Origin of the sequence: Mycolicibacterium madagascariense (assembly GCF_010729665.1) — a bacterium.
In the GTDB taxonomy this organism is placed as follows: domain Bacteria; phylum Actinomycetota; class Actinomycetes; order Mycobacteriales; family Mycobacteriaceae; genus Mycobacterium; species Mycobacterium madagascariense.
This window is the reverse complement of sequence record NZ_AP022610.1, coordinates 5,157,697-5,183,598: the sequence shown is the minus strand read 5'-3', so window position 1 is coordinate 5,183,598 and position 25,902 is coordinate 5,157,697. Positions and strand designations below refer to the sequence as shown.

Sequence of the window (25,902 nt, the reverse complement as noted above, 5' to 3'; positions counted from 1 at the left end):
TCATCCACAGCCGCTCGTTCATCCACAGATCCCCGAATGGGGATGGCGTCCTGTCGGACCCGGCCCGCAGAGTCGAGGCGTGAACACGTCCCCACCGCGCTCCGGCGTCCTCGTGCTCGTCGGCGACGCCGATCTGCGCGGGCACGTCGATCGAGCGGCGGCCGCCGCCGGAGTCCGGGTGGTCGCTGCCGCCGAACCGTCGAGTACGAAGGTGTGGACGTCCGCATCGGCCGTCGTCGTCGACGTCGATGGCGCCCGACGATGCGCGCAGCGCGGGCTCCCGCGCCGCGACCGCGTCCTGGTCGTCGGCCCCACCGAGCCCACCGCCGAGGATTGGCAGACCGCTATTTCCGTTGGCGCGCAACGGGTTCTGTCGATACCCGAGGACGAGGGCCGGCTGGTCTCGGAGCTGACCGACGCGGCCGACGCCGCCGACGACGTGCGCCGCGGTGCGGTGCTCGCCGTCCTCGGCGGCTGCGGCGGCGCGGGCGCGACGGTGTTCGCGACCGCACTCGCCCTCGTCGCCCCCGACCCGCTGCTGGTGGACGTCGACCCGTGGGGCGGGGGAATCGAACTCGCGCTGGGCAGCGAGCGCGACGCCGGACTGCGCTGGCCTGATCTGGCCCTGGGCGGCGGGCGCGTCGGTCACGCCGCCCTGCGCGCGGCGCTGCCGTCACGGCACGGCGTGGCGGTGCTGTCGGCGAACGGTGAGACCCGCGACGTCGACCCGGTGGCTCTCGCGGCCGTGCTCGACGGCGGATGCCGCGGCGGCGGCACGGTCGTGTGCGACCTCCCGCGGCGTGCCACCGCCGCGGCCGGCGTCGTGCTCGACGCGGCGGACCTCGTCGTGCTGGTGACGCCTGCGGACGTGCGGTCGGCCGCCGCCGCGACGGCCGTCGCGCGCTGGGTGGTGCAGAACAATCCCAACGTGGGTCTCGTCGTGCGGGGTCCCGCCCCCGGCGGCCTGCGGGCGGCCGACGTCGCCCGCATCTGCGGCCTACCCCTGCTGGCGGCCGTCCGTCACCGGCCAGGGCTCGCAGCCGAACTCGAGCGCGGCGGCCTGCGGCCCCGGCGCCGATCGGCACTGACCTCGGGAGCGCGCCGCGTGCTCCGCGTGCTGCACCGCCAACCCGGTCAGACCGATGAGCGGGACGTCTCGTGAGCGCATCGCTGATCGACCGGGTCAGGGAACGGCTGGCGGCCGAGGCCGCGCCACTGCGGCCGAACGTGGTGGCCGAGGCGATACGCGCCGAATCCGCGGGCGTGCTCGGCGATACCGACGTCCTGAGCACGCTGCGGCTGCTGCAGACCGAGCTGACGGGCGCGGGCATCCTCGAACCGCTGCTGTGCGCGGACGGGGCCACCGACGTCCTGGTCTCGGCACCGGACTCGGTCTGGGTGGACGACGGGGACGGACTGCGGCGCACCACGATTCGATTCACCGACGAGGCCGCGGTCCGACGGTTGGCCCAGCGGCTGGCACTGGCGGCCGGACGCAGGCTCGACGACGCCCAGCCCTGGGTCGACGGTCAGCTGACGGGGCTGGGATCAGGGGGCTGCACCGTGCGGTTGCACGCGGTGCTGCCACCGCTCGCGCCCGCGGGCACGTGCCTGTCCCTGCGCGTATTGCGGCCCGCCACACAGGATCTCGCCGCCCTGGTCGCATCCGGTGCCATCGCCCCTGCGGCCGCCACCCTCGTCGGCGGCGTCATCGCGGCGCGCCAGGCGTTCCTGGTCTCGGGTGGCACCGGCGCGGGGAAGACGACGCTGCTGTCCGCGGCGCTCGGGGCGGTGGCCGCGGACGAGCGGATCATCTGCGTCGAGGACGCACCGGAACTGGCACCACGGCACCCGCACCTAATTCACCTCGTCGCCCGCTACCCCAACGTCGAGGGCGTGGGCGAGGTGACGGTGCGCGATCTGGTGCGCCAGGCACTGCGCATGCGTCCGGACCGGATCGTGGTCGGTGAGGTTCGCGGCGGTGAGGTCGTCGATCTGCTCGCCGCCCTCAACACCGGTCACGACGGGGGAGCGGGCACCGTGCACGCGAACAGCCCGGCCGAGGTGCCCGCCCGGCTCGAGGCGCTCGCCGCCGTCGGCGGCCTGCAGCGGGCGGCACTGCACAGCCAGTTGGCCGCCGCGGTCCGCGTCGTGCTGCACGTCGGGCGCAACCGGGCCGGGCGCCGACGGCTGGAGGAGATCGCGGTGTTGCGGCGGGGTGCCGACGGGCTGGTGTCGGCGCTGACCGCCTGGCACGTCGAGCGCGGATTCGGCTGTGGCCGCGAGCAATTGGATGCCATGCTGTCGACGGGCGGACTCCCGTGACCGCGGCGGCGCTGCTCCTGGCGGTGGCGGTGCTGGTGGCGCCCGGCGTCCCGCGTCACCGGATCCCGACGCGGCGTCCGGGCAGGCCGAGATCCCTCCGCGGCGCGGGCGCCTGCGCCGTGGTGGGAGCGGCGGCGCTGGCCGTGCTCGCCCCGCCGCCGGTGACGCTGGCCGTCGGGGTGGTGGCGGTGACGGTGGCGCTGCGCCGCCGCGACGGCCGCACGATGGCCAGGCGCACCGCGGAGGCCGTGGCGCTGCAGGGTGCGCTCGGCGTCCTGGTGGGCGAACTGCGGGTCGGCGTGCACCCGGTGCTCGCCTTCGAGACCGCGGCCGACGAGACCGGTGGCGTGGCCGCGGAATCGCTACGAGCGGTCGCCGCCCGCGCCCGGCTCGGCGGGGACGTGGTGGCGGGATTGCGCGCGGCCGCAACCCGATCGGCGGTGCCGGGGCACTGGGAGCGGCTGGCGGCGTGCTGGTCGCTCGCACAGACGCAGGGCCTCGCGATCGTCGCGCTGGTCCGGGCCGCCGAACGCGACATCGTCGAGCGCGAGCGGTTCGCCTCGCAGGTGACCGCGGGCATGGCGGGCGCGCGGGCGACCACGGCGATCCTGGCAGGACTGCCCGTGCTCGGCGTGGCGCTGGGTCATCTCATCGGTGCGCAACCCCTGCGCTTCCTGCTGGGCGACGCCGTCGGCCGGTGGCTGCTGCTGGTCGGCGTGACGCTGGCCTGTGCCGGACTGTGGTGGTCGGACCGCATCACCGGTCGGATACTGAGATGAGCCTGGCCGCAGTGCTTCTCGCGCTCGCCGTACTGCTCACCGGTGGCCGGACGCGCGCCGGAGTGCGGGTCGTTCGGACCGACGCGCCGGCGCCCCCGGCCGAGGACCCCCTGGCCGTGGCGTCGAGTCTGGGCGTGTTCGCTGCGTGTCTGTCCTCCGGCATGGCGGTGGCGGCTGCCGCCAGGGCGAGCGCCCCGCACTCGCCGCGTCCCCTGGCCGACGTGTTGGAACGGGCGGCCGACCTGCTGGCCCTCGGCGGCGATCCGGCCAGCGCCTGGTCGACCGCCGCGGGCACCGGCGACGAGCACGTCGACGCACTATGCCGGCTGGCGAGGCGCTCGGCGACGTCGGGAGTTGCTCTGGCGCAGGCAGTCTCGGAGTTGGCCGATCAGTCGCGGTTGGATGCTGCGGACGCGGCGCGGGCGTCCGCCGAGCGGGCGTCGGTGTTGATCGCAGGCCCACTCGGCGTCTGTCATCTGCCGGCGTTCGTGTGTCTCGGGGTCGTCCCGGTGGTGGTCGGGTTGGCGGGGGACGTCGTGAGATCCGGCGTCTGGTGAGCAAGGGCGCGTTCCGCGGAGAGTCCGCGGATGGTGAAGGTGAGGAGTTCGACGATGCAGATCACGCTGTGGGACAGAGTCTTTGGGTGGATGCGGGAGCGGGCGACGGTGCTCGCGGTCGACGAGTCGGGCATGTCGACCGTGGAGTACGCGATCGGGACGATTGCCGCCGCGGCGTTCGGGGCGATCCTGTACACGGTGGTGACGGGCGACTCGATCGTGACCGCGCTGACCAACATCATCACCCGGGCACTCGACACCAAGGTCTGAGCGGAGAGGAGGGTGGCGTCACGGTCGAGGCGGCGTTCGCCATCGCGGCGCTGGTCGTCGTCCTGGTGCTGTGCCTGGGCGGCCTCGGTGCGGTCGCGATGCAGGTGCGATGTGTCGACTCCGCCCGCGAGGCAGCACGATTGGCGGCTCGCGGAGACGAGGGCGCCGCCGCGGAGGCGGTCCGTCGCACGGGTCCCGCCGGCGCGCGACTGGCGCTGCACCGCGACGGTGAATTCGTCATCGCGCGGGTCAGCTCTCAGGCGGCGCGGTTCCTGCCGGTCACCGTCGCCGCGGAGTCGGTGGCGATGGTCGAACCCGGGGTCTGACCGCGGTTCGGCCAGCGTGCTCGCGGCCGCGATGATGAGCGTGCTGCTGGTGGTGACCGGCGGGGCCGCGGTGGTGGGCTCGGCCGTGATCGGCCGACACCGGGCGCAGGCGGTGGCCGATCTCGGTGCCCTGGCCGCGGCGAACCGGCTGGCGTCGGGCCCGGGGTCGGCGTGCGACTGGGCTGCGGCGGTGGCGTCGGCGTCGCGGGCCACGGTGGCGGGCTGTGTGGTCGACGGGCTCGACGTCGTGGTGACGGTGCAGGTTGGCGTCCGGCTCGGCAGGTGGGGCGTCGGGCTGGCCAGCGCGAGTGCCCGTGCGGGACCAGCGTGACGAGCGGCGGCCGGCGTGACTAGTGGCGGGCGGCGCGCTCCGCGCGGGCCCTGGCGCGCCGGGTGACCTTGCGCGGGCGGGGCTCGTCCTCGTCGGGGCGGGGCAGCCGCAGCGACAGCAACCCGGCCGGCGCGTCCTCGCCGACGTCGACGCGGTGCAGCGTCACGTGGATTGGCGTCCAGTCGCCGTCCTCAGTCCGCAACCGCAGCACCCGGGATGCCTCGCCGGTGTCGAAGTCGATCGTCATCGCGGCCATCTCGGGCCCGTCGTCGGGGTGCACGATGGGCTGCCCGTCGCGTTGGTCGCGCCAGTCGAAGAACGGGCACGGCTCGTCGAGCCACCTGATGAGCTTCCACGTCTGCAGGTCGACCAGCGCCCGGTGCACGCCGGGGCGGGGATGGTCGTCGAGCAGCGACTGGCCGCGGTCGCGCGGCGCTGCGGTGTCGGCGCGCACTCCGCGCCAGTTCATCGCCCGGCATATCAACCCGGTGCGGCCGCTGTCGTCGGGTTCCTCGAGCACACGGGCGACGAACCCGACGGTGATCGGCCTGCCCTTGAAGTCGGCAACGTCCCAGGTGGTGCAAAAGGCCCGTCCGGCAACGGGTTTGATGGCGGCCGACAGCACCTCGGCCTCCCGCGCGCTCAGCGGCCGCGCCGGCAGGTCCTCGGCGAAGGCGCGACCCTGGGTGGCCTCGGCCGAGGGGTCCAGGCCGCCGTTCATCAGCGACTCGGGGGTGTCGGTGGCGACGCGATTCGTCAGGTCCCACTTGAGAGGTCCGGGCAGCACCCGGTCGGGCGGATCCTCGTCGAGCGTGCCGATCCATACGTGCACGCCGTGGATGCGGCCGTCGGTCATCTGCACCACCTCGGTGCGGATGACCCGGTCGCTCTTGGGGGTGAGGCTGCTGAGCGGCTTGCCCGCCTGCACGGTCTCGTTGATCGCCGTCTGAATGGCCATCAGGTTGGGGTTGCGGCGAAGGAAGGCGCTCACGGGAACGAGGTCCTCGGTGTGCTGACCTTGCGCGACCACGGCCGGTTCGGCGCCGAGTGTCTCCACGAGGAGCCAGTCGTGGGTCATCCCGGCATTCTACCGTCGGGAAGCCGCCGAATTAGCCGATGCGGTCGATCGCGACGGCGTCCCGGCGGGCCGCCGCCGCGGCGGGCCGACCCGCAAACGGCCGGCGTCGCCGCAGGACAACGCACGATTCGTGCCGCGCCGCCGGGGACCGCGACCGCCGATCCTCGGAATCGTCTCCACGTGTGTGGTGGATTCACTGGAGGGGCTCAGGCGTGGGCGGACAACTCGTCGACGACCAGTCGCAGCACGGTGATGGCACCCGCCTTGTCGAGTGGATCGTTGCCGTTTCCGCACTTGGGTGACTGCACGCACGACGGGCAGCCCGCCGGGCACTCGCACGCCTCGATCGCCGCGGCCGTGGCGTCCCACCACGTGATGATCTGCTCGTGACCGCGCTCGGCGAAACCCGCACCCCCGGGGTGGCCGTCGTAGACGAAGATCGTGGGCGTACCCGTCTCGGGTCCCACGGCGGTGGACACCCCGCCGATGTCGCCGCGGTCGCAGCTGGCCACCAGGGGCAGCAGTCCGATCGCGGCGTGCTCGGCGGCATGCAGCGATCCGGGCACGCTGGTGTCGCCGATGCCCTTGTCCTGCAACGCCTCCGGCTCGATCGCGCACATCACCGCCATGGTCTGCAGGCTGTGGGTGGGCATGTCGAGGTCGACGAAGTCGATGACCTCGCCGTCGAGTCGCCTGCGCAGGAAGCCGACCACGGTGTGGCTGACGCAGACCGGCACGAAGCCCACCGTGACGGGTCCGATCGTGCGGCGCTCGCCGGGGCCGGTCACCGTGATGTCGGTCAGTTCGCGCGCCGAGGTGGAGTATCCGGGATCCTCGGCGTGCACGAAGGCGACGCCGTCCTCGAAGTCCAGCGCGTCGACCACGTAGCTCTCGCCCTGGTGCAGGTACACCGCGCCGGGATGCACCGACGAGGGGGCCTGGCCCGCACCCGTGCTGCCGAGCATCCGGCCGGTGCCGGTCTCCAGGATCGCGATCTGGCCACCCGTGGAGCCCCGAATGTCCACGGCGGCATGGGGATCGAGCCCCGGCGCGGGAAAGTAACCCGACGGTCGCCGCCGCAGCAGACCGTCGTCGACGAGTTCGTCGGCCACCGCCTCGGCGTCCCACGTCCGCACCTCGGCCTCGGTGAGCGGCAGCTCGGTTGCGGCGCAGAGTAATTGGGGCCCGAGCACGTACGGATTGGACGGGTCGATCACGACGCGCTCGATGGGACGCTCGAGCAGGGCCGCTGGATGGTGAACCAGGAAGGTGTCGAGCGGATCGTCCCTGGCGATCAGGATGATCAGTGCGCTCTGCCCGCGTCGGCCCGCGCGACCGGCCTGCTGCCAGAACGACGTCACGGTGCCGGGGAAGCCGGCCAGGACGACGGCGTCCAGACCGGCGATGTCGACGCCGAGTTCCAGCGCGTTGGTGGTGGCCAGGCCGCGCAGTTCGCCGTCCAGCAGGGCCCGCTCCAGTGCCCTGCGATCCTCGGCGAGGTAGCCCGCCCGGTAGGACGCCACCAGCTCGACGAGGTCGGGTGCGACGTCCTCGAGCCTGGCCCGTGCGCCGAGTGCGGTCAGCTCGGCTCCCCGTCGCGAGCGGACGAAGGTCAGGGTGCGGGCGCCCTCGGCCATCAGGTCGGCCATGACCCGTGCCGCCTCCGAGCCCGCGGACCGGCGCACCGGCGCCCCGTTTTCGCCCGTGACGTCCTGGCGCAGCGCGGGTTCCCAGAGGGCCACCGTCCGGCCGCCCTGCGGGGAGCCGTCGTCGGTCACCTCGGTCACGGTGTGCCCCAGCAGTTCCGATGCGGTGGCCGCGGGCGACGACGTCGTCGCACTGGCGAAGATCACGGTGGGGCCGACGCCGCCGGGGGCGTACCGGGCGCACAGCCGGACCAGCCTGCGCAACACCATGGCGACGTTCGACCCGAAGATGCCGCGGTAGTAGTGGCATTCGTCGACGACCACGAACTTCAGGTTGCGCAGGAACACCGCCCAGCGGGCATGGTTGCGCAGCAACGACAGATGGATCATGTCGGGGTTGGAGAAGATCCAGCGTGAGCGCTCCCTGGCGAACCGGCGCGCGTCGGTCGAACTGTCGCCGTCATACGAGCAGGGCGCGACGTCGGACAGCGATGCGACCGCGTCCGTCAACGACTGGGCAGCGCGCAGCTGATCGTGCCCGAGCGCCTTGGTCGGCGCGAGGTACAGCGCCCGAGCCCTGGGGTCCGCGGCGAGCGTGGTGAGGATCGGGAGTTGGTACCCGAGGGACTTGCCCGACGCGGTGCCGGTGCTGAGCACCACGTGGCGGCCCGAGTAGGCCAGGTCCGCGGCCTGCACCTGGTGCGTCCACGGCACGCCGATGCCGCGGTCGGTGAAGGCGCGCACGACGTCGGGATCGGCCCACTGCGGCCATGCCTGGGTGCGCGCGCGCCGGGCGGCCAGGTCCGACACGTGCCGCAGCGGGTGCTCGTCGGGGTCGGTGCCGTCGACGGCGCTGGCGAGCAGCTCGCGACCGAAGTCCGCGGGCCCGCCGGCGAGCGCGTTGCTCACGTCGTCCCCCTCCCGTCACCCATTCGATTCTCCGCACGTCCACGATCACCATGCCCGGTCGGTACGACGGCGGCCATCGGGACGGGTCGGACGCGCACGCGGCACGGTGCGCGGTGGGGCGGCGTCGCTGGCCTAGTGTCGGAACGTGACGAGCGCCCGGGTGAGGACCCCGGCGCTCTTGACGAGCGCGTGCGCGAGGAGCCAAGGATCATGAGTCAGCTGTCCTTCTTCTCTGCCGAGGCGGTGCCGCCCGCGGTCGCCGACCTCACCGGGATCCTCGCCGCGCCGGGACAGGTGGTGCTGGTGGGCCACGGCGACGAGCGCGCCGCCCGCCTGTCGGTCGTGGTCGACGGACTGTGGCGGGCCGAGGCGCTCGCCGAGATGATCGCCGAGGCCGGCCTGGAACCCGAGATCGGGCAGACCGACGAGCACAGTCCGCTGGTGCGCACGGCGCCCGATCGGCGGCTGTCGCCGATCGCGGCGAACTGGACGCGCGGCGCGGTCAAGACCGTGCCGCCGCAGTGGCTGCCCGGACCCCGCGAATTGCGGGCCTGGACGCTGGCCGCGGGCGTGCCTGAGGCCGACCGGTACCTGCTGGGCCTGGACCCGCACGCCCCCGATACGCATTCCGCACTCGCGTCCGCATTGATGAGGGTGGGAATCGCACCCACCCTGATCGGCACCCGCGGGATGCACCCCGCGCTCCGGATCAGCGGTCGCAGGAGGCTATCGCGGCTGGTAGAGAACGTGGGGGAACCTCCGGACCACGTCGAGGCGTTGCAGCTGTGGCCGCGTACCCAATGACGTCCGCGGGTTAGGCCAGTTTGCGTACGCTCGCCCGGAGTGCGAAATTGTCACTTGCCATGGGCCGGTGGGGCCGCTGATTCAGTGGTCCCGCGCTCACTGGCCAGGTATGGAGTGGAGCGTAGACACAGTTGGCTGACCGGAACGGTGGCAGCGGCAACGGCACGATCAGGCGACTCGTCATAGTCGAGTCGCCCACCAAGGCGCGCAAAATCGCTGGATACCTCGGCTCCAGCTACATCGTCGAATCCTCGCGCGGCCACATCCGCGACCTGCCGCGCGCCGCGGCCGACGTCCCCGCGAAGTACAAGTCGGAGCCGTGGGCCCGGCTCGGGGTCAACGTCGACGCCGACTTCGAGCCGCTCTACATCATCAGCCCCGAGAAGAAGAGCACGGTCACCGAACTCAAGGGCCTGCTCAAGGACGTCGACGAGCTGTACCTCGCGACGGACGGCGACCGCGAGGGCGAGGCCATCGCCTGGCACCTGCTCGAGACGCTCAAGCCGCGGATCCCGGTCAAGCGCATGGTGTTCCACGAGATCACCGAGTCGGCCATCCGCGCCGCCGCCGACGACCCCCGCGACCTCGACATCGACCTGGTCGACGCGCAGGAGACCCGGCGCATCCTCGACCGGCTCTACGGCTACGAGGTCAGCCCCGTGCTGTGGAAGAAGGTCGCCCCCAAGCTGTCGGCGGGCCGCGTGCAGTCGGTGGCCACCAGGATCATCGTCCAGCGCGAGCGCGAGCGGATGGCCTTCCGCAGCGCCGGCTACTGGGACGTCACGGCCGACCTCGACGCCAGCGTGTCCGACCCGTCGGCGTCGCCTCCGACGTTCACCGCCAAGCTCAACACCGTCGACGGCAAGCGGGTGGCCAGCGGTCGCGACTTCGACTCGCTCGGCGTCGTGCGCCGCCCCGACGAGGTCATGGTGCTCACCGAGAGTTCGGCGTCGGCGCTGGCGGGCGGGCTGCGGGGCGCCCAGCTCAGCGTGGCCTCGGTCGAGCAGAAGCCCTACACCCGCCGGCCGTACGCCCCGTTCATGACCTCGACGCTGCAGCAGGAGGCCGGTCGCAAGCTGCGGTTCAGCTCGGAGCGCACGATGAGCATCGCGCAGCGGCTGTACGAGAACGGCTACATCACCTATATGCGCACCGACTCCACGAACCTGTCGGAGACGGCCATCAACGCGGCGCGCAACCAGGCCAGACAGCTCTACGGCGACGAGTACGTCCACCCGACGGCCCGCCAGTACACCCGCAAGGTGAAGAACGCGCAGGAGGCGCACGAGGCCATCAGGCCCTCGGGCGACGTCTTCCAGACACCCGGTCAGCTGCACAGCAGGCTCGACAACGACGAGTTCCGGCTCTACGAGCTGATCTGGCAGCGGACCGTCGCCTCCCAGATGGCCGACGCCCGCGGCACCACGCTGAGCCTGCGGATCGCGGGCAGCGCCCGCACGGGCGAGCAAGTCGTCTTCAACGCCAGCGGCCGCACCATCACGTTCGCCGGCTTCCTGAAGGCCTACGTCGAGAGCCTCGACGACCAGGCCGGCGGCGAGGCCGACGACGCCGAGAGCCGCCTGCCCAATCTGACCCAGGGCCAGCGCGTCGACGCCACCGACCTGACCGCCGACGGGCACACCACCAGCCCGCCCGCGCGCTTCACCGAGGCGTCATTGATCAAGTCGCTCGAAGAGCTCGGCATCGGCAGGCCGTCGACCTACTCCTCGATCATCAAGACCATCCAGGACCGCGGCTACGTCCACAAGAAGGGCAGCGCGCTGGTCCCGTCGTGGGTGGCGTTCGCGGTGACCGGTCTGCTCGAACAGCACTTCGGCAGGCTCGTCGACTACGACTTCACCGCCGCCATGGAGGACGAGCTCGACGAGATCGCCTCGGGCAACGAGCGAAGGACCAACTGGCTCAACAACTTCTACTTCGGCGGCGAGCACGGGGTCGACGGGTCGATCGCCAGGTCCGGCGGGCTGAAGAAGCTCGTCGGCGGCAACCTCGAGGAGATCGACGCCCGAGAGATCAACTCCATCAAGCTGTTCGACGACGACCAGGGGCGTGCGATCAACGTCCGGGTCGGCCGCAACGGCCCCTACCTGGAGCGGATGATCGTCGGCGAGGACGGTGAGCTCACCCCGCAGCGCGCCAACCTCAAGGACGAGCTGACGCCCGACGAGCTCACCCTCGAACTCGCCGAGAAGTTGTTCTCCACCCCGCAGGAGGGCCGCTCGCTCGGCGTCGACCCCGAGACCGGCCACGAGATCCTGGCCAAGGACGGGCGATACGGGCCGTACGTCACCGAGGTGCTGCCCGCCCCGCCGGAGGACCCCGAGGACGGTGCGCCCGCGAAGCGGGGCAAGAAGCCGCCGACCGGACCCAAGCCGCGCACGGGCTCGCTGCTGCAGTCGATGGATCTGGAGACCGTCACGCTCGAGGATGCGCTGCGGCTGCTGTCGCTCCCGCGCGTCGTCGGCGTCGATCCCGCCAACGGCGAGGAGATCACCGCGCAGAATGGCCGCTACGGCCCATATCTCAAGCGCGGCACCGACTCTCGGTCACTGGCCAACGAAGAGCAGATGTTCACCATCACGCTGGACGAGGCGCTGAAGATCTACTCCGAGCCCAAGCGGCGCGGCAGGCAGGGCGCGGCGACGCCACCGTTGCGCGAGCTCGGCAACGACCCCGTCTCGGAGAAGCCGATGGTGATCAAGGACGGCCGCTTCGGTCCGTACGTCACCGACGGCGAGACCAACGCCAGCCTGCGCAAGGGCGACGACGTCATGTCGATCACCGATTCGCGAGCCTCCGAGCTGCTGGCCGACCGCCGCGCCCGCGGCCCGGTCAAGAAGAAGGCGCCGGCGAAGAAGGCGGCGACCAAGAAGGTCGCCGCGAAGAAGGCACCGGCGAAGAAGGCCGTCAAGAAGGCGGCGGCGAAGAAGGCCTAGCGCGGCCGGGTCAGCCCTGCACCTGGCTCGGAAACTGCCGCGGCGCAGCCAGATTCAGCGGTCGAGCCAACTGGGTCGGAAACGACCGGCCCCGCAGTTCGACGATCTCGCCGACGTCCCAGCAGAGCGCCTCGGCGTCCAGTGCACCGCTGACCGCGATCGCCGAGGCCAGTACGTGGCCGACTTCGAGCTTGGCCAGCTCGGTGAGACGGGCGGCCTCGTTGACCGGGTCGCCGATCACGGTGTACTCGAACCGGGCCTGGGCGCCGATGTGCCCGGCGATGGCCCGGCCCGCCGAGACGCCGATGCCGAACTCGGTCTGCCCCAACACTTCCAGCAGTTCGTCGTGCAGCTCGCGCGAGGCGGCCAGTGCGCCACCGGAGGCGTCGGGATGCTCGATGGGCGCGCCGAAGATGGCCAGGGCGGCGTCACCCTGGAACTTGTTGACGAACCCGCCGTGCCGGTTGACGGTGTCGACGATGACGCGGAAGAACTCGTTGAGCAGGCTCACGACCTCCGACGCCGGCCGCGTGGACGCCAGCTGCGTCGAACCGACCAGGTCGACGAACAGCACCGCGACGTCGCGTTCCTGGCCACCCAGCTCGGTGCCGCGCTCCAGCGCTCGGCGGGCGACGTCCTCGCCGACGTAGCGGCCGAACAGGTCGCGAAGCCGTTGCCGCTCCGCGAGATCGCGGACCATGTCGTTGAATCCGGCTTGCAGCAGCCCCAATTCGCTGGCGTCGTAGATCTGCATGTGGGCGTTGTAGTTGCCGCGCTGCACTTCGCCCAGCGCCCAGCGCAATTGGCGCAGCGGGTCGGCGATCGACATCGCGACGAGCACCGTGCCCGACAGGCCGATGACGAGTGCGGCGATCGCCAGCAGCAGGATGGGCGTGTTGAGCCGTGCCGCGGGCGCGGTGAGGATCTCGAACTTGCTGGCCACCAGCGCCAGCACGATGGCCAGGATGGGCACGCCCGTCGACAGCACCCAGGTGAGCACCTGACGCTGGATCACGCCGGGGGCCTTGAAGCTCTCGGGGATGCCGCCGCGCAGGGCCGCCACCGCGACGGGACGCAGCACCCGCTCGGACTGCAGGTAGCCGATGATGGCCGTCGCGGTGGCGCCGAGTGCGGTGGCGACCGCCACGACGGGCGCCGAGCGGCTGGCGACCGGCCAGCTGGCGACGATGAAGACGATCGAACCGAGGCACCAGTTCGAGACGCTGATCATGGTCCGGTAGTAGGGCATGCGGAGGGCCCGGACGCGGGCCACCGCGGTCACGCTCGGATCGCTGCCCCCGAGGAGGCTGTCGCGGCGCTGCCAGCGGATCACCGGCAGCAGCAGGCGCAGCGTCAGGTACGCGCCGACGGTGAACGCGACGAACAGGTAGCCCAGGAAGATGGCCAGGTTGAAGGCGGGCAGGTCCTGCAGTTGGACCCGGTCCTCGGACGGCAGCCCGAACCGGAGGAAGCCCAGCACGAACAGGGCGCCGATGATGTCGGCCTGCAGCATGCCGAGGGTGAAGACCGGCCAGGGGGTGCGCGCCGCCCACCGGACGAATGCGGTGATTCGCCCGATCGGTGCTGCTGCCTGCCCGGTCACCTCATAACCGTATCGGTCCGGGCGGACGGACATGGCGCTGTCGTTCGAGCATGCCCGGGGACGTGTCGCCGCGGAGCACTAGAGTCGGCGATCGATGAGCAGTGTTTTCTCGCGTCTGGTGGGTCAGGACGCCGTCGAGGCCGAACTGGTCGGGGCGGCGTGGGCGGCTCGCGGTGATTCGGCTCACAACACCCTGGCCACCGGGGCGGCCGGGGGCCGCATGACCCATGCCTGGCTGATCACCGGGCCGCCGGGGTCGGGCCGCTCGATCGCGGCGGTGTGCTTCGCCGCCGCGCTGCAGTGCACCTCCGACGGGCCGCCGGGGTGCGGTGAATGCCGGGCCTGCACGACGACGATGGCCGGCACGCACGCCGACGTCCGGCGGATCATTCCCGAGGGTCTGTCGATCGGCGTCCGGGAGATGCGCGACATCGTGCAGATCGCCTCCCGGCGGCCGGGGACCGGACGGTGGCAGGTCGTGGTGGTCGAGGACGCCGACCGGCTCACCGAGGGCGCGGCGAACGCGCTGCTGAAGGTGGTCGAGGAGCCGCCGGCGTCGACGGTGTTCCTGCTGTGCGCGCCATCGGTGGACCCCGAGGACATCGCGATCACGCTGCGCTCGCGCTGCCGCCACGTCGCCCTGGTGACCCCGCCGCTCGCGGCGATCGCCAAGGTGCTGATCGAGACCGACGGCATGGCCGAGGCCGACGCGCGATGGGCGGCGTCGGTCAGCGGCGGCCACGTCGGCAGGGCGCGGCGGCTCGCCACCGACGAGCAGGCCCGCAGCCGCCGGGAACGCGCGCTCGGCCTGGCCCGCGACGCGGCCACGCCGACGCGGGCCTACGCGGCCGCCGAGGAACTGGTGGCCACCGCCGAGGACGAGGCGAAGGCCCTCACCGGTGACCGCAACGAGGCCGAGACCGAGGAACTGCGCACGGCACTGGGCGCGGGTGGCACCGGCAAGGGCGCCGCCGGTGCGCTGCGGGGCGCCACCGGAGCGCTGAAGGACCTCGAGAAGCGGCAGAAGTCGCGGCAGACCCGGGCGTCGCGCGACGCCCTCGACCGTGCGCTGATCGACCTGGCCACCTACTTCCGGGACGCGTTGCTGGTGTCGTCGGGGGCCGGGGCCGTGCAGCCCAACCACCCGGACATGGCGGACAAGGTGGCCGGGATGGCGGGGCACGTGCCACCCGACCGGCTGCTGCGCTGCATCGAGGCCGTGCTCGAGTGTCGGGAGGCGCTGGCGGTGAACGTCAAGCCGAAGTTCGCCGTCGACGCCCTGGTGGCGACGGTCGGACAGGCGCTGCGCGGCTGATCCGACCGGCGAATTGGGTCCGCGCGGACGCCTGCCGTAGACTCGTCCCGCCCAGCGCGCACCGTGCGGGCATGCCGCCTTAGCTCAGTCGGTAGAGCGTCTCACTCGTAATGAGAAGGTCCCGGGTTCGATTCCCGGAGGCGGCCCCACGGAGGTCTGCGGTCTCCTGCGTTCGCCCCGGTGTCCCGCCTGTCTGGCAGGCATACCGCTTTGGTGGCCGTCAACGAATGATGACGTCAACAGATGATGACGCCTTTCGGCTCGGACCATACCGAAGACCCCAAGCCTGCGACCCCGCCTCACTCCTGCGCGAGCGCCTTCGTCGCCACGTTCTTGGCGGTGGCCGCGGCGGGGAACCCGGCGTAACCGCTGGCGTGGTAGATCACCTCGGCGAGTTCGTCGTCGGTCAGACCGTTGGTGCGGGCGATCCGGAAGTGGGCGCTCAGCTCGTCGGTGGCGCGCAGGGCGATGAGGATGCCGAGGGTGACCAGGCTGCGCTCGCGCCTGCTCAGCCCGTCGCGCGTCCACAGCTTGCCGAACACGCTCTCGACCCCGATGTCCAGCAGTTCGGGGGCGAAGCCGTCGGCGCCGAAGTCGACGTCCCCGTCGGGGAGCACGCCGGGAAGCATTTCTCGAAAGACCCGCAGGCCTTCGTCGCGCAAGTTCGTCATGGCCCGAGCCTACGGCGGGGCGACGTAGCCGACGGGGCCCGACGCCAGGCACACCGACAACGCCGACGTGTTGGCCCGCGCCAGCACGGCATCGCCTGCGCCGGACAGCCGGACGAACACGCGGTTCAACCCAGGATGCACCGGCACCCTGGTCTGGTCGCCGTCGGACAGGGCGAACGTCATCGAACCATCGCTGTTGGCAAGGTAATTGATCTCGGCGGTCCACTCGGTCGGCAGCATCGGACCGTCGAGCGGCATCCGGACGGGCTTGTCGGGCTGAACCAGGTAGCCGCACTGGGGATTCGGGCCCGGCAGCGTGTGTCTGACCCAGGTGACCTGGGCGTCGACCAGGTGGCCCTTGCGGTCGAAGGTTCGCAAATCGGTTGTGCTGGTGCTGAATTCGGGTCTGTCACGCACCAGGGCGAAGACGTGGCTGAAGAGGTCGTCGGGCCAGGCGAAGCGCTGCAGGATCAGCGGATCGACCTCCTGGTCGAGCAGTGGCGCCTTGGTGGTGGCGTTCGCGGTGGCGAGGCTGGCAAGCACGTTGTCCAGGTACGCCCGGGTCGGATTGGTGCGCCAGCTGGTCATGAACGTGGCCGTCGAGTAGCCACAGCTGACGAGGTACAGCACGACGCAAGCCACCACGGCGGCCGTCCTGGCCCGGCTCGCGTCCAGTCGGCGCGCGGTCACCCGGTTGGGTGCGCACAGGGCCACGGCCGCCAGCAGGGCCAGCACCACGGCCAGGTCGGGGAGGTAGCGCAGCGTCTGCGCGAGCACGATCGCGGTGAACCGCGACGACCGCATCAGGTAGATCGGCACCTGGCAGACGACGACGTAGCCGGCCGCCGCGAGCCACAGCAGCCGCGCGTGCTCCTTGCGCGCGAACGTCACCGCGACGACCGCCGCCAGCACCAGCCAGCCCACGACCATGACGGGCCACTGCGGTAGCGCCCACGGCGACGACGGCGCCCAGCGGTCCCACCGCCACGGGCCACCGACCAGGGCGGGCACGATGCCGTGGGTCACCGATCGAACCAGTAGCTCGCCGGTCATGCGCAGGTCCAGCGTCCAGCGGCCCTGGTCGACGACCACGAGGTACAGGGCGATCCAGGCCGCCGTCAGCGCTCCGGAGGCGAGCCACAGGCGACTACCGTTGCGCCACACGGTCTTCCATGCTCCGCGATCGCCGGTGACGTAGAGCAGCAGCGTGGTGATCGCGAAGGCGACGAACGGGATGACCGCGGCCTTCTCGAAGAACAGCAGCCCACCGAAGAAGACGAGCGTGCCGCTGATCGCGTACCGCTGGTTGCCGGTGCGCACCAGCAGGATCGCGTCGCCGCACACCCATGCCAGCGCCGCGACCATGGGCAGCGCGTTGAGCGCCGCGGCCCACCACGCGAAGGCGGGCAACCCGAGCGGGCTGAAGAGCGCGAACGTCAGCGGCACCAGCATCGTGGGCCGCCAGCCCAGGATGACGACCAGCGTCCGCAGCAGGGCCAGCGACGCGACGAGCTGCAGCACCACCAGGCTGATGGCGGGACCGGTCCAGTCGAACGGCGCGATCTTGGCGATCGCGCCCGCGACGAGGAAGGCGGCGGGCATCACGTGGCCGTCGTGATCGTCGAACAGATACGACGGCGACCACAGGGCGTGGGTGCCCGCGCGGGCGATGAGAATCAGGTCGTCCCAGTAGAAGTACCCGCCGAACGCCAGCGCCGCCCGAACGGCCAATTGCCCGGCGACGAGTGCAACTGCCGCCCAGATGACCCATCGCGCCCCAGGTCGCTGTGCTGCTGCCCGACGAATCACCGTTGCCGACTGTACGGGTCGGTATGGTGACCCCGTGCGCACACTCGTCACCGGGGCGGCAGGCTTCATCGGATCGACGCTGGCGGACCGACTGCTGGCAGACGGGCACGTCGTCATCGGCGTCGACGACCTGAGCTCGGGCAACAGCGTCAACATCGTCGGCGCGGAGCGCCACGACACCTACGAGTTGGCGAAGGCCGACATCGTCGACGCCGACCTCATCGGGCTGGTCGAGGAGACGCGGCCGGAGGTCATCTTCCACCTGGCCGCGCAGATCTCGGTCAGCCGTTCGGTCACCGACGCGCAGTTCGACTCGAGCGTCAACGTCGTCGGCACGGTGCGCCTCGCGGAGGCCGCCCGTCGCGGCGGGGTGCGCAAGATCGTGCACACCTCGTCGGGTGGGTCGGTGTACGGGACGCCTCCGGTCTTCCCGACCAACGAGGACGTTCCCGTGAACCCGGCGTCGCCCTATGCGGCCAGCAAGGTGTGCGGCGAGGTGTACCTCAACATGTTCCGCAACCTGTACGACCTCGACTGCTCGCACATCGCGCCCGCCAACGTCTATGGGCCGCGCCAGGATCCGCACGGCGAGGCCGGCGTCGTCGCGATCTTCTCGAAGTCCCTGCTGTCGGGCAGACCGACCAAGATCTTCGGCGACGGCTCCGACACCCGCGACTACGTGTTCGTCGACGACGTGGTCGACGCGTTCGTCCGCGCCGGCGGCGAGGCGGGCAGCGGGCAGCGGTTCAACGTCGGTACCGGGATCGAGACGTCGACGCGCCAGTTGCACACCGCGATCGCCGCGGCCGCGGGCGCCCCCGACGATCCGGAGCTGGCCCCGCCACGGCTGGGCGATCTGCGACGGTCGTGCCTGGACAACAGCCGGGCCCGCGACGTGCTGGGCTGGACGCCGCAGACCGGGTTGACCGGGGGCATCGCCCGCACGGTCGAGTTCTTCCGCGCCAACCCGTAGCGGCCGCTAGTCGTCGGCGGGGGTGCGGGCGCCCTCGAGGGCGACGGCGCGGGCCAGCTGCGCGTACCGCAGTTCGAGGTCCTTGAACCGCATGTAGGTGCTGATGGTGGTGAACAGGAACGCCACGATCAGGGCGTACTCGAGCAGGTCGGCGCCGCGGGCGACGCCCAGCCAGTTCGCCACGACCGTGGTGTCGTTGGGCCGCACGATCGCATAGATGGCGGCGACGACGAACAGTACGTAGCCGACCTTGACCCACGCCTTGGCCTGGGCGCTGCGCCGCGACCGCAGCAGGTAGACCATCAGCGTGACGATCGCGAGGATCAGCAGGACCTGAATCCAGTTCATCGGCGCATCCTCTTTCGCAGCAACCCGTCGAAGACGATGTTGACGCCGTTGACCAACGGTTGACCCTTCGACATCGAGTAGTCGGTGTAGAGGATCTCGACGGGTTCCTCGGCGACACGCCACCCGTGTTCGACGATCTCGGCGACGATCTCGCTCGCGTGGGCCATGCCGTTCATCGTGAGGTTGAGGCCGTCGGCGACGGTGCGGTTGAAGACGCGCAGGCCGTTGTGCGCGTCGGTCAGACCGAGTCGGCGACTGGCGGGGCTGAGCTTGGCGATCAGCGGGAACAGCAGCCGCCGCAGGACGGGCATGCCCACCGGCGCACTTTCGGCGAACCGGGTGCCCACCACGATGTCGAGGTCCTCGGTCACCAGTCGCTTGATCATTCGGACGACGTCCTGCACCCGGTGCTGCCCGTCGGCGTCGAACGTCGCGAATACCGCGGCGCCGGGGCGGCTGCGGGCGTACTCGACGCCGGTCTGGATCGCGGCGCCCTGGCCCAGATTGACGGGGTGGCGGACGACGTGGGCGCCGGCGCGCCACGCGCGGTCGGCGGTGTCGTCGCGGCTGCCGTCGTCGACGACGACGACGTTGGCGAACACGGACGTGACGTCGGCGACGACGTCGGAGATGACGGTCGCCTCGTTGAAGGCGGGGATGACGATCCACGCATCCTCGGAGCGGGTTCCCATGTCGATGCCGACAAGATACCCGGTCACGCCCCGGGCGCCCGGGCCAGCGCCACCACGTGGACGGCGATTCCGACGAGCGGGCCGCACAGCAGCGCCACCACGGTCCTGGTCTCCAGGGGTAGCGGCAGCAGAAGCAGCAACACCGACGCCGCCGTCGCGATGACCCAGCCCGCCGCGTACGCGCGGTGTCGGGCCGCGGCGACGGCGGCGGCACCGGTCAGCGTCAGCAGCGCGATCGCCACCGCGGCGAACGTGAACCAGGCCAGCAGCGCGCCACCGGCCTGGTACTCGGGTCCGAACGCGGTGCGCAGCAACCACGGCCCCGCGAGTCCCGCGACGAGCACGGCCGCCGCACCGAGTACGGCCAGCGCCGCGACCGGGGCGATCAGCGATCGCAGCCGTCGCTCGCGTTGGTCGACGAAGTGGGCGATGAGGTTGCCCTGCATCGCGGTCAGGGGCACCAGCAGCGGCGCCCGCGTCAGCGTCACCGCGAGGATCACCACCCCGCCCGTCGCGCCGAGATCGGCCGAGGTGGCCTTGAGGAGCACCGGGAAGCCCATGACGAGGATCGCGCTGGCGCCCGCCGCCGCGATGGAGTGCGAGGCTCCGCGCAGGAACGTCACCATGGTGCCCGGCGTCGCCAGCGCGACCGCGGCTCGCGCGGTGGGGGACGCCAGCAGGACGACGAGCCAGGCGATGGACCCCGCCACGGTCGCCCACAGGTATCCGACGAGCTGCCAGCCGACGAGGAACGTGGCCAGCGCGACGGACACCCGGCCGATCGCGTCGCCCATGATGAGCGCCCCGTACTGGCTCCACCCGTTCGCCCCGGCCAGCACGCCGAGCAGCGTGGCGTGCATGCAGAACCCGGCGATGCCCGCGCTGAGCAGGCCGACGCTGAGCCACCGGGCGTCGGCAAAGACGTGCCCCGACCACAGCGGAGCGCTCGCCGTGACGGCCACCGCGGCGAGCACGCCGACCAGCGCTGCCACCCACATCGGGTGGATGCGCGGGCCGTCGGCCGTCGGGGCGCGCAGTGCCTGCCTGACCTCGCGCGTCGACTCCTGCAGCAGCCCGTTCGATGCCCCGGCCAGCAGCCCGAAGGCGCCCCAGAACACGGCGAACACCGAGAAGCCCGCCGGCGCGAGATCGCGGGCGGCCAGGTAGAGCACCGCGTAGCCGCACAGCGCGCTGACCACGGTGGCCGCGCCGACCCGCACGACGCTGCCCCGGGTGACCGGTCCCTGACTGGGGACGGTCGACGCGTCGGTCACGGGTGGGGGACGTCCGTCGAGTACAGCCAGGCCCGCCACAGCGGCCGCAGGGACTCCTCGGCGTAGTTGGCGGCCAGCCCGGTGAAGTCGTCGGTGACGGCCGTCGCGTGCCGGTGCCGCGCGGTCCAGTCCCGCAGCAGGTCGAAGAACCGGTCGTCGCCGATGGTGCGGCGCAGCGCGTGCAGGGTGAGCGCGCCGCGCTTGTAGACCCGGTCGTCGAACATGTCGCGCGGCCCCGGGTCGGCCAGCAGCAGGTGCTGCGACGAGTGCCTCAGCCGCTGGTGGTAGTGCTTGGCCAACTCGTCGGCGGTGCGGCCGCCGGAGTCCTCCGACCACAGCCATTCGGCGTAGCAGGCGAACCCCTCGTGCAGCCAGATGTCGCGCCAGCGCCGCACGGTGACCGAGTTGCCGAACCACTGGTGCGCGAGTTCGTGCGCGATCAGTCGTTCGGCGCTGCGGTTGCCGCCGCAGTGGTTCGCTCCGAAGATCGAAATGCCTTGGGCCTCAAGGGGAATCTCGAGATCGTCGTCGGTCACCACGACGGTGTACCCGTTCGACAGCGGGTAGGGCCCGAACAGTTTGACGAACAGCTTCATCATCTGCGGCTGGCGCCCGAAGTCGTGATCGAAGTTCTGCCGGAGTCGTTGGGGCAGAACGGCATTCATGACGACCGGCGACTTCGTCAACCGGTGTTGCTGGTATTCGCCGATCTGCAGCGTGACGAGGTAGGTCGACGTGGGCTCGGGCTGCTCGTAGGTCCACGTCGTCATCGCGGCCCTGGTGCGGCGCGACACCAGCTCGCCGTTGGCCAGCGCGTAGTAGGGGTTCTCGGTGGCGATCGCGATGCGGTAGCTCGCCTTGCTGCTGGGATGGTCGTCGCACGGAAACCACGAGGCGGCGCCGTTGGGCTGGCCCGCGACGAGGGCGCCGCTGGTGAGCTCCTCGAAGCCGACGTCACCCCACAGCGACCGGATGGGCCTCGGGGTGCCCGCGTAGCGCACGGTGATCGTCAGCGCCGCCCCGGCAGGCAGCGCCGCGGACAGCGTGACGTCGAGTTTGCCCTTGCTGCGGGCGAAGTGGGCGGGCCTGCGGCCGTTGACCGACACCTTGGACACCGCGAGCGCGTCGGACAGGTCGAGGCTGAACGTCGAGAGCGACGCCAGCGTCACCGCGGTGATGGTCGCGGTCCCCGCCAGCCGGTTGATGTTCACCTTGTACTCGAGGTCGAGTTCGTAGCGCGACACCCGGTAGCCGAAGTTGCCGTTGCCGGGGAGGTAGGGGTCGATGACCGGTCGCTTCGAATCCCGGCTCACGCAGCGCTCTTGTTCTTCGCGTTCGAGCCGGCCCGCTTCTTGCGCTTGGGTCCCCACGGTGCGATGGGGTTGCCCTGCCAGCGCGACGATGCGGGCACCTCGTCGCCGCGCATGACCAGCGACGCGGGCCCGACGGTCGCGCCCGCCCCGATGCGGGCGGCGGGCAGCGCCACGCAGTGCGGCCCGAGCGTCGCGCCCTCGTCGATCGTCACGGTGTCCAGCCGCATGATGCGGTCGTGGAACAGGTGGGTCTGCACGACGCAGCCGCGGCTCACCGTCGCACCCGCGCCCACGGTGACGAGGTCGGCCTCGGGTAGCCAGTAGGTCTCGCACCAGACGCCGCGTCCGATCCTCGCGCCGAGCGCCCGCAGCCACAGGTTCATCACCGGGGTTCCGCTCGCGGCGCGCGCAAACCACGGGGCCGCAACGGTTTCCACGAAGGTGTCCGACACCTCGTTGCGCCAGACGAACGACGACCACAGCGGATGCTCCACCGCGCGGATGCGCCCCACCCATAGCCACTTCGCGATGACGGCGACCGTGCCCGCGACCGCGCCGGCGGCCAACAGCACCAGGCCGCCGAGCAGCGACGCGCCCAGCCAGCCGAGTTCGCGTGCCAGCGCCTCCAAGCTCGCCAGCACGCCGACCCCGATCGCGAACGTGATGATGAGCGGCAGCAGTCGGCACGTCTCGACGAGACCGCGCTTGACCTTCAGCTGGCGCGACGGATGGAACGTGCGCAGCGCGTCGGCCGCAGTCGGTTGCCTGCGCAGCCGGATCGGCGGACTGCCCAGCCACGACGAGCCCGCCTTGGCCTTGTGCGGCGTGGCGCTGAGCACCGCGACGAGACCGTCGTCGGGGACGCGCCGGCCCGGCTGGGTGATCCCCGAGTTGCCGAGGAACGCCCGCTTGCCGACGGTCGCGGTGGCGACGTGGATCCAGCCGCCACCCAGCTCGTAGGACGCGACCATGGTGTCGTCGGCGAGGAACGCGCCGTCCTCGACGACGGTGAACTTGGGCGTCAGCAACGCCGTCGAGATCTCGGTGCCCGCACCGACCCGCGCCCCCAGCAGCCGCAGCCAGGCCGGGGTCAGCAGGCTGGCGTAGATCGGGAACAGATAGTTGCGGGCGGCGTCCATGAGCCGTTCGGTCGCCCACAGCTGCCAGCCCACCCGGCTGCGGACCGGGTGGTAGCCCTCGCGCAGTCCCAGTGACAGCGCGCGCACCCCCAAGACCGTCAGCACCGCGTAGACGACCGCGGCGACGAGGGTCGCGACCGGCGTCCAGGCGAGCGCCGGCCCGACCGCACCGCCCAGCGTGGCGGTGCCGCGGACCGCCAGCCCGAGGACGGCGAGCCCGGCGCCGAGGGCGACCAGCGGCACCGCTCCGAGCGCGATGGACGTCAGGCCGTACATCGCCACCCAGACCGAGGCGCGGGCCGGCCGCTCGTCGGGCCACGGGTGCCTGGCCTTGCCGGACTTCACGGCGGGCGAGCCCTTCCAGTACTGGCCCGCCTTGACCTTGCCCACCACACCCGAGCCCGGCGCGACGTCGGCGTTCTTGCCGACCGAGGAGCCGGGCAGCAGCGTGGTCCGCGCGCCGATGGTGGCGTCGTTGCCGACGGTGATCTCACCGACGTGGAAGAGGTCGCCGTCGATCCAGTGCCCGGTGAGGTCGACCTCCGGTTCGATCGAGCAGCGGTGTCCCAGCGTCAGCATGCCCGTCACGGGCGGTGCCGAGTGCAGATCCACGCCCTTGCCGACGCGGTTGCCCAGCGCGCGGGCGTAGTAGACCAACCATGGTGCGCCAGCGAGGTTTTCGGCCCCGCTGGCCTCCCCGAGGCGCTCGGCGAGCCACACCCGCAGGTGCACGCCTCCGCCACGCCGGTACGTGCCCGGCTGGAGATTGCCGACGAGGATGCGGGCGCCGAACACCGCGATGGCCATGCGGCCCAGCGGGGAGACGAACAGGACGAACCCGGCGAGCAGCAGCCATCCGTTCACCGGGACGGCCCACGGCACGATCCCCGCCGCCAGGTAGTTCAGCAGCGCCAGCCAGACCACCCACTGCATGCCCGCCAGCGTGGCCAACGGGACGGACGCGAGGGTTTGCGCCAGCCCGGTCAACCGGGACACCGGGGCGACGGTCCTGGGCTCGACGGCCGGTGGTGGGTCGAGCTCGTCGAGGTAGCCGGCCAGCGAGCCGAGGCGGGGATGGTCGTACAGGTCGGCGACCGTCACCTCGGGGTAGCGGGTCCGCAGCGCGGCCACCAGCTGCGCCGCCGACAGCGAACCGCCGCCAAGGGCGAAGAAGTCCTCCTCGGGCCCACCGACCGGGGTGGCGAGGACGTCGCGCCAGAGACCGGCCAGCCACCCCGTGGTGCCGCCCAGCTCGGGACCGTCCTCGGTGGCGGAGTCCGGCAGGGGCCATGGCAGCGCGTCGCGGTCGACCTTGCCCGACGTCCGCGTCGGCAGCTCGTCGAGCAGCACCAACCGCGGCACCAGCGCGGCGGGCAGGGACTCGGCGAGATGCTTGCGGGCCGCGGCGAGGTCGAAGTCGGGGTCGGCGCTCGCGACGTATCCGACCAGCAGGGGGGTGCCGCTGGCGGTCCGGCGCACGGCCGCCGCGCCGCCGCTGACGCCGGGCAGGTGGACGAGCGCCGAGTCGACCTCGCCGAGCTCGATGCGCCTGCCGCCGACCTTCACCTGATCGTCGGCGCGGCCCTGGAAGTACAGCCCGTCGCGCTCCAGCCGGACGAGGTCGCCGCTGCGGTAGGCCCGCGACCAGCCCAAGGTCGGCATCGGCGCGTACTTCTCGGCGTCCTTGTCCGCGTCGAGGTAGCGGGCCAGCCCGACGCCGCCGATCACCAGCTCGCCGACGTCGCCCACCGGCACCGGGTGGCCCTCCTTGTCGACCACGGCGAGGTCCCACCCGGGCAGCGGCAGGCCGATGCTGACCGGCCCCCCGCGCAGCCGGGCCAGGCACGCCACGACGGTGGCCTCGGTGGGTCCGTAGGTGTTCCAGACTTCGCGACCCTCGACGGCGAGTCGCTCGGCGAGCTCGGGCGGGCAGGCCTCTCCGCCAAAGATCAAGAGCCGCACCGCTTCGAGCGCCTCGGCGGGCCACAGCGCCGCGAGCGTCGGCACCGTCGAGACCACCGTGATGTCGCGCGACACCAGCCACGGGCCCAGATCCATGCCGCTGCGCACCAGCGAGCGCGGAGCGGGCACCAGGCAGGCGCCGTGGCGCCATGCCAGCCACATCTCCTCACACGACGCGTCGAACGCCACCGACAGCCCGGCGAGGACTCGGTCGCCGGGCCCAATCGGGTTGTCCTGCAAGAAGATCTGAGCCTCGGCGTCGACGAAGGCGGCCGCGTTGCGATGGGTCACCGCCACGCCCTTCGGCGTGCCGGTGGACCCCGAGGTGAAGATGATCCACGCGTCGTCGCGGATCATCGGCGGCCCCGCGCGCCAGCCGCGCGACGAACCGGGCCCGCGGACGAGCCCGAGCTCGGTGATGATCGCCACGACCTGGGCCTCGCCGAACACCAGGTCGGCGCGCTCCTGCGGGTCGTCGGCGTCCACCGGGACGTAGGCCGCGCCGACGGCGAGCGCCGCCAGGATCGCGACGTAGAGGGCGTAGCTGCCCGACGGCATCCGGATGCCGATGCGGTCGCCGCGGCCGATGCCGCGGGCGGCCAGCCACGCCACGCTCTCGTCGATGTCGGCGATCAGCTCGGCGTAGGTCAGCTGCACCTCGCCGTCGTCGAGGGCGGGGGCGTCGGGGTAGCGCGCAGCGGTGGCCTGCAGGACGTCGATCAGCGTGCGCGCTGGTGGCGCGGACGGCGACGACAGGTACTGCGCGGGAATGTCCGGGCGTGGGTCCGTCGTCACGACTACAAACTACTAACCCGGCATCG

General features: G+C 71.8%; 21 protein-coding genes and 1 tRNA gene. 12 read left to right on the top strand and 10 right to left on the bottom strand.

Features of this window, described 5'->3' with window-relative positions; all coding sequences use genetic code 11:
• Positions 1 to 79: 79 nt before the first annotated feature.
• From ssd to G6N60_RS24520, 7 genes are all read left to right on the top strand, one after another.
• Positions 80 to 1,162 carry a septum site-determining protein Ssd gene (ssd, locus tag G6N60_RS24550; RefSeq protein ID WP_163742149.1) on the top strand — a complete coding sequence of 361 codons (1,083 nt, stop codon included), beginning with the start codon at positions 80 to 82 and terminating at the stop codon, positions 1,160 to 1,162.
• Positions 1,159 to 2,325 (top strand): TadA family conjugal transfer-associated ATPase, encoded by a 1,167-nt coding sequence (locus G6N60_RS24545; RefSeq protein ID WP_163742146.1) that lies wholly within the window; start codon positions 1,159 to 1,161, stop codon positions 2,323 to 2,325. The genes ssd and G6N60_RS24545 overlap by 4 nt, the downstream gene beginning before the upstream one ends.
• Entirely contained in the window at positions 2,322 to 3,104 is a 783-nt protein-coding gene (locus tag G6N60_RS24540) for a type II secretion system F family protein (protein ID WP_163742142.1), read from the top strand. The genes G6N60_RS24545 and G6N60_RS24540 overlap by 4 nt, the downstream gene beginning before the upstream one ends.
• A complete protein-coding gene (locus G6N60_RS24535) occupies positions 3,101 to 3,661 on the top strand; it encodes a type II secretion system F family protein (RefSeq protein ID WP_163742139.1) in 561 nt (186 codons plus the stop codon). Before G6N60_RS24540 ends, G6N60_RS24535 begins: the two co-directional genes overlap by 4 nt.
• A 90-nt stretch (positions 3,662 to 3,751) precedes the next feature.
• Complete coding sequence (locus G6N60_RS24530) at positions 3,752 to 3,931, top strand: DUF4244 domain-containing protein (RefSeq protein WP_163744495.1); 180 nt, start codon at positions 3,752 to 3,754, stop codon at positions 3,929 to 3,931.
• 65 nt (positions 3,932 to 3,996) lie between these two features.
• Positions 3,997 to 4,257, top strand: coding sequence for a TadE family type IV pilus minor pilin (locus G6N60_RS24525; RefSeq protein ID WP_308206276.1), 261 nt, complete (start codon positions 3,997 to 3,999; stop codon positions 4,255 to 4,257).
• Positions 4,160 to 4,588 carry an Rv3654c family TadE-like protein gene (locus G6N60_RS24520; protein ID WP_281355774.1) on the top strand — a complete coding sequence of 143 codons (429 nt, stop codon included), beginning with the start codon at positions 4,160 to 4,162 and terminating at the stop codon, positions 4,586 to 4,588. Before G6N60_RS24525 ends, G6N60_RS24520 begins: the two co-directional genes overlap by 98 nt.
• Positions 4,589 to 4,607: 19 nt before the next feature.
• On the opposite strand, the gene G6N60_RS24515 is transcribed toward G6N60_RS24520, so the two are convergent.
• Positions 4,608 to 5,666 (bottom strand): PAS domain-containing protein, encoded by a 1,059-nt coding sequence (locus G6N60_RS24515; RefSeq protein ID WP_163742136.1) that lies wholly within the window; start codon positions 5,664 to 5,666, stop codon positions 4,608 to 4,610.
• A gap of 206 nt (positions 5,667 to 5,872) precedes the next feature.
• Positions 5,873 to 8,221 carry a DNA 3'-5' helicase SftH gene (locus tag G6N60_RS24510; RefSeq protein ID WP_163742133.1) on the bottom strand — a complete coding sequence of 783 codons (2,349 nt, stop codon included), beginning with the start codon at positions 8,219 to 8,221 and terminating at the stop codon, positions 5,873 to 5,875.
• A 210-nt stretch (positions 8,222 to 8,431) separates the two neighbouring features.
• Here G6N60_RS24510 and G6N60_RS24505 point away from each other — a divergent pair, with 210 nt between their 5' ends.
• Entirely contained in the window at positions 8,432 to 9,025 is a 594-nt protein-coding gene (locus G6N60_RS24505; protein ID WP_163742130.1) for a hypothetical protein, read from the top strand.
• 131 nt (positions 9,026 to 9,156) lie between these two features.
• Positions 9,157 to 11,982, top strand: a complete 2,826-nt coding sequence (gene topA / locus G6N60_RS24500) for a type I DNA topoisomerase (protein WP_163742127.1) — start codon at positions 9,157 to 9,159, stop codon at positions 11,980 to 11,982.
• A 10-nt stretch (positions 11,983 to 11,992) separates the two neighbouring features.
• Here topA and G6N60_RS24495 read toward each other — a convergent pair whose 3' ends face one another.
• Entirely contained in the window at positions 11,993 to 13,618 is a 1,626-nt protein-coding gene (locus tag G6N60_RS24495) for an adenylate/guanylate cyclase domain-containing protein (protein WP_163742125.1), read from the bottom strand.
• Between the two features lie 61 nt (positions 13,619 to 13,679).
• Between G6N60_RS24495 and G6N60_RS24490 the strand changes: the two genes are divergently transcribed.
• Both G6N60_RS24490 and G6N60_RS24485 read left to right on the top strand, forming a co-directional pair.
• Positions 13,680 to 14,900 (top strand): DNA polymerase III subunit delta', encoded by a 1,221-nt coding sequence (locus G6N60_RS24490; protein WP_163742123.1) that lies wholly within the window; start codon positions 13,680 to 13,682, stop codon positions 14,898 to 14,900.
• A 73-nt stretch (positions 14,901 to 14,973) separates the two neighbouring features.
• Positions 14,974 to 15,049: transfer RNA gene (locus G6N60_RS24485), tRNA-Thr, on the top strand.
• Positions 15,050 to 15,199: 150 nt separating this feature from the next.
• Here the strand turns inward: G6N60_RS24485 and G6N60_RS24480 are convergent.
• Together G6N60_RS24480 and G6N60_RS24475 are read right to left on the bottom strand one after the other, a co-directional pair.
• Positions 15,200 to 15,571: a carboxymuconolactone decarboxylase family protein gene (locus G6N60_RS24480; RefSeq protein ID WP_163742121.1), complete on the bottom strand. Its 372-nt coding sequence runs from the start codon at positions 15,569 to 15,571 to the stop codon at positions 15,200 to 15,202.
• 9 nt (positions 15,572 to 15,580) lie between these two features.
• On the bottom strand, positions 15,581 to 17,449 hold the full coding sequence (locus G6N60_RS24475; RefSeq protein ID WP_179969741.1) for a hypothetical protein: 1,869 nt from the start codon (positions 17,447 to 17,449) through the stop codon (positions 15,581 to 15,583).
• Between G6N60_RS24475 and G6N60_RS24470 the strand changes: the two genes are divergently transcribed.
• The gene (locus G6N60_RS24470; RefSeq protein ID WP_179969740.1) at positions 17,415 to 18,353 is read left to right on the top strand and encodes an NAD-dependent epimerase/dehydratase family protein; all 939 of its coding nucleotides are present in this window, start codon (positions 17,415 to 17,417) and stop codon (positions 18,351 to 18,353) included. The two genes, G6N60_RS24475 and G6N60_RS24470, sit on opposite strands and share 35 nt — an antisense overlap.
• A gap of 6 nt (positions 18,354 to 18,359) precedes the next feature.
• Here the strand turns inward: G6N60_RS24470 and G6N60_RS24465 are convergent, their stop codons facing one another.
• The 5 genes from G6N60_RS24465 to G6N60_RS24445 are packed head-to-tail and all read right to left on the bottom strand — an operon-like array spanning position 18,360 to position 25,876.
• Positions 18,360 to 18,701: a DUF2304 domain-containing protein gene (locus tag G6N60_RS24465; RefSeq protein WP_163742115.1), complete on the bottom strand. Its 342-nt coding sequence runs from the start codon at positions 18,699 to 18,701 to the stop codon at positions 18,360 to 18,362.
• Complete coding sequence (locus G6N60_RS24460; protein WP_163744488.1) at positions 18,698 to 19,393, bottom strand: polyprenyl-phospho-N-acetylgalactosaminyl synthase PpgS; 696 nt, start codon at positions 19,391 to 19,393, stop codon at positions 18,698 to 18,700. Before G6N60_RS24460 ends, G6N60_RS24465 begins: the two co-directional genes overlap by 4 nt.
• Before the next feature lie 23 nt (positions 19,394 to 19,416).
• The gene (locus tag G6N60_RS24455; RefSeq protein ID WP_163742113.1) at positions 19,417 to 20,667 is read right to left on the bottom strand and encodes a hypothetical protein; all 1,251 of its coding nucleotides are present in this window, start codon (positions 20,665 to 20,667) and stop codon (positions 19,417 to 19,419) included.
• Positions 20,664 to 21,980: a M1 family metallopeptidase gene (locus G6N60_RS24450; RefSeq protein ID WP_163742112.1), complete on the bottom strand. Its 1,317-nt coding sequence runs from the start codon at positions 21,978 to 21,980 to the stop codon at positions 20,664 to 20,666. Before G6N60_RS24450 ends, G6N60_RS24455 begins: the two co-directional genes overlap by 4 nt.
• Positions 21,977 to 25,876 (bottom strand): Pls/PosA family non-ribosomal peptide synthetase, encoded by a 3,900-nt coding sequence (locus G6N60_RS24445; protein WP_163742111.1) that lies wholly within the window; start codon positions 25,874 to 25,876, stop codon positions 21,977 to 21,979. The genes G6N60_RS24450 and G6N60_RS24445 overlap by 4 nt, the downstream gene beginning before the upstream one ends.
• Positions 25,877 to 25,902 lie beyond the last annotated feature (26 nt).

What these genes read in the sequence shown, in the direction of transcription:
- G6N60_RS24535 (WP_163742139.1), top strand. Translation starts at nt 3,101, where the DNA reads ATGAGCCTGGCCGCAGTGCTTCTCGCGCTCGCCGTACTGCTCACCGGT.
- G6N60_RS24530 (WP_163744495.1), top strand. Translation starts at nt 3,752, where the DNA reads ATGCGGGAGCGGGCGACGGTGCTCGCGGTCGACGAGTCGGGCATGTCG.
- G6N60_RS24515 (WP_163742136.1), bottom strand. Translation starts at nt 5,666, where the DNA reads ATGACCCACGACTGGCTCCTCGTGGAGACACTCGGCGCCGAACCGGCC.
- G6N60_RS24505 (WP_163742130.1), top strand. Translation starts at nt 8,432, where the DNA reads ATGAGTCAGCTGTCCTTCTTCTCTGCCGAGGCGGTGCCGCCCGCGGTC.
- G6N60_RS24495 (WP_163742125.1), bottom strand. Translation starts at nt 13,618, where the DNA reads ATGTCCGTCCGCCCGGACCGATACGGTTATGAGGTGACCGGGCAGGCA.
- G6N60_RS24490 (WP_163742123.1), top strand. Translation starts at nt 13,680, where the DNA reads ATGAGCAGTGTTTTCTCGCGTCTGGTGGGTCAGGACGCCGTCGAGGCC.
- G6N60_RS24480 (WP_163742121.1), bottom strand. Translation starts at nt 15,571, where the DNA reads ATGACGAACTTGCGCGACGAAGGCCTGCGGGTCTTTCGAGAAATGCTT.
- G6N60_RS24475 (WP_179969741.1), bottom strand. Translation starts at nt 17,449, where the DNA reads ATGAAGCCTGCCGCCCCGGTGACGAGTGTGCGCACGGGGTCACCATAC.
- G6N60_RS24465 (WP_163742115.1), bottom strand. Translation starts at nt 18,701, where the DNA reads ATGAACTGGATTCAGGTCCTGCTGATCCTCGCGATCGTCACGCTGATG.
- G6N60_RS24460 (WP_163744488.1), bottom strand. Translation starts at nt 19,393, where the DNA reads ATGGGAACCCGCTCCGAGGATGCGTGGATCGTCATCCCCGCCTTCAAC.